We start from the raw sequence: 2,404 nt of genomic DNA on the forward strand, positions 1-2,404 counted from the left end.
CGACCCCCGAGCTCTCCCCTCTTCCCCTACGCGGCGCTCTTCCGATCGGATGTCGGCCGGCGATTTCGGGCGGTGGTGCAGGCAGGTGCTGGATCTGGCCGACCAGGTGCGCGGCCACCTCGCGCACACGCCGCTGGGGCGTCTGCGCACCCCGCAGCGGCACACGGTGGCCCTGGCGGCCGCCCTGCTCTCCGGTCGCCCCTTCGTCGTGCTCGACGTCCCCGACCGGTACGCCCCGTCCGATGTGCTGGCCGCCTGGCTGCACGACGTCGCCGCGGCGGGTGCGGCGCTGGTCGTCACCGCCGCTGCGGACAGTCCCCTCGAGTCGATCGCCCACGCGGTCGGCGAACTGCGAAAAGGAGAAATCTCATGGCACACACGGTGATCGAGGGTGCGACGGTCATCCCCGGCGGGGGACGCGACCCCATCCCCAACGCGATCGTCACCCTCGACGACGCGGGCCGTGTCGAAGCCATCACGCCCGACGCAGCCGCCTCGCAGGACCTGTTCCTCGTCCCCGGCGCGGTCGATCTGCACCTGGACAACCTGCAGCAACGACGCCGTCCCCGCGCCACCGTGTCGCTCGACCATGCTGCGGTGATCTCGGTGCTGGACGCCGAGTGCGCGGCCGCGGGTATCAGCACCGTCTGCATCGCGGCGCGCTGCGAGGACTCACCACGCAAGGGCATCTCGGTCGCCGATGCCGCTGTGCTGGCCGGGGTGCTCGAAGAGCTCGCGCCGATGTTGTGCTGCGACTGGCGGATTCACGCGCGTGTCGAACTGACCGACGGGAGTGCGGTCGACGCGCTGCACGCCGTGCTGGAAGCGTCCTCGCGGGTGGCGCTGATCTCGATGATGGAGACCTCGGTCCAGCGCAGCAGGTTCTCGTCGCTGGCCGAGACCCAGGCCTTCTACGCGCAGGACTGGGGGGTGTCCGAGGCCGAGGTGGCGGAGGTCTTCACGGTGGACGCCCGACAACTCGGCCTGATCGCCGAGCGCCGCAGGACCGTAGCCGAACTCGCCCACGGCCGCGGCATCGTGCTGGCCACCCACGACGACCGGACCGAACAACACATCGAGGAGGCATTCGACCTCGGGGCCCGCGTCGCCGAGTTCCCGCTGTCCATGGGGGCCGCCAAACGCGCCCACGAACTCGGGATGACGGTCGTGCTCGGTGCCCCGAATGCGTTGCGCGGCAGGTCGACGTCGACGGGAAATGTCCTGGCGGCGGACGCGATCACCGCCGGGGTGTGCGACGTGCTGTGCTCGGACTACCTGCCGTCGGCGATGCACGCGGCGCCACACGTCCTCGCCGGTGAGCACGGTGTGCCGCTGGCCTCTGCCGTCGACCTGGTGTCGGCCAATCCGGCCGGCGCGCTCGGGTTGGCGCCGGTGACCATCGAAGTCGGCAAACCGCTGACCGCGTCGCTGCGGCGGGTGCAGCGCTTCGACGCCGGTGCCACCGAGAAGGGCGCGCATGTGGGCACTGCGCTGTGGCGCGACGGCCGGCTGGTCTTCAGCCGGAACCCAGTGGGGGCACCTGCACTCGTGCACTAGGCGTGCACTAGGCGCAGCTCCCCGCGCGTTTCGGGTGGGTTATCCCCAATCCGGTTTTCATCCCCAGGTCGGTGTTTCGGTGGTGGTGGGCTGTTGGTGGGGTCGGGGATACTAGAACACATGTTCGATCGATTGTTTGCGGGGCTGGAGCAGTCCGCGGTGGTGGCTGCGATCGAACAGTGCGCCCGGGAGGAGGCTCAGGCGGGGGCGCGCAAGGCCGCGGCGATCGCCGAGCTGGTGTATCAGGCGGTGAGCTGGGATGACGGGCGCGATGACTGGGTGTATGACTCGTGGGCGGGCGCGGCGTGCGAGCTGGGGGCGGTGTTGAACCTGGGGACCCGGGCGGCCTCGGGGCAGATGCGGATCGCGGTGGCGTTGCGTGATCGGCTGCCCCGGCTGGCCGAGCGGTATCTGCAGGGCCGGGTCAGTGCCCAGGTGGTGGCCAAGATCTGTTGGCGCACCCGGCTGGTCGAGGACCCGCAGGTGCTGGCGCTGCTGGATGGCGAGTTGGCGGGTAAGGCGTCGCGGTGGGGGTCGTTGTCGCAAGAGGCGTTGGTGGCTGCCATTGATGCGGTGATCGAGCGGTTCGATCCGGATGCGGTGATCCGGGCTCGGGAGGTCGTCAAGGCCCGGGATTTCCATATCGGCTCGGTGGATGATCCGGATGAGCTGGTGTTGGTGTGGGGTCAGGTGCTGGGCTGTGATGCGGTGGTGTTGGCGGCGCGGATCGCCGAACTGCTCAAGGGGATCTGTGACAATGATCCGCGGTCGGCGGGGGATCTGCGGTCGTGCGCGGTGGGGGCGATCATCCAGGGCCAGGATCATCTGCCGTGCCTGTGCGGCAAGC

The 2,404-nt window shown here is 69.8% G+C and carries 3 protein-coding genes; all 3 read left to right on the top strand.

What is annotated here, in order from left to right; all coding sequences use genetic code 11:
• The first annotated feature begins 49 nt into the window (after positions 1-49).
• Entirely contained in the window at positions 50-385 is a 336-nt protein-coding gene (locus ASJ79_RS22600; RefSeq protein WP_197420333.1) for a hypothetical protein, read from the top strand.
• Positions 370-1,557 (top strand): alpha-D-ribose 1-methylphosphonate 5-triphosphate diphosphatase, encoded by a 1,188-nt coding sequence (locus tag ASJ79_RS22605; RefSeq protein WP_067960178.1) that lies wholly within the window; start codon positions 370-372, stop codon positions 1,555-1,557. Before ASJ79_RS22600 ends, ASJ79_RS22605 begins: the two co-directional genes overlap by 16 nt.
• A 120-nt stretch (positions 1,558-1,677) precedes the next feature.
• Positions 1,678-2,404: DUF222 domain-containing protein (locus ASJ79_RS22610; protein WP_156448586.1), on the top strand; the 727-nt coding region annotated here is incomplete at its 3' end.

Source organism: Mycobacterium sp. NAZ190054, assembly GCF_001545925.1.
Classification (GTDB): Bacteria; Actinomycetota; Actinomycetes; order Mycobacteriales; family Mycobacteriaceae; genus Mycobacterium.

What these genes read in the sequence shown, in the direction of transcription:
- ASJ79_RS22600 (WP_197420333.1), top strand. Translation starts at nt 50, where the DNA reads ATGTCGGCCGGCGATTTCGGGCGGTGGTGCAGGCAGGTGCTGGATCTG.
- ASJ79_RS22605 (WP_067960178.1), top strand. Translation starts at nt 370, where the DNA reads ATGGCACACACGGTGATCGAGGGTGCGACGGTCATCCCCGGCGGGGGA.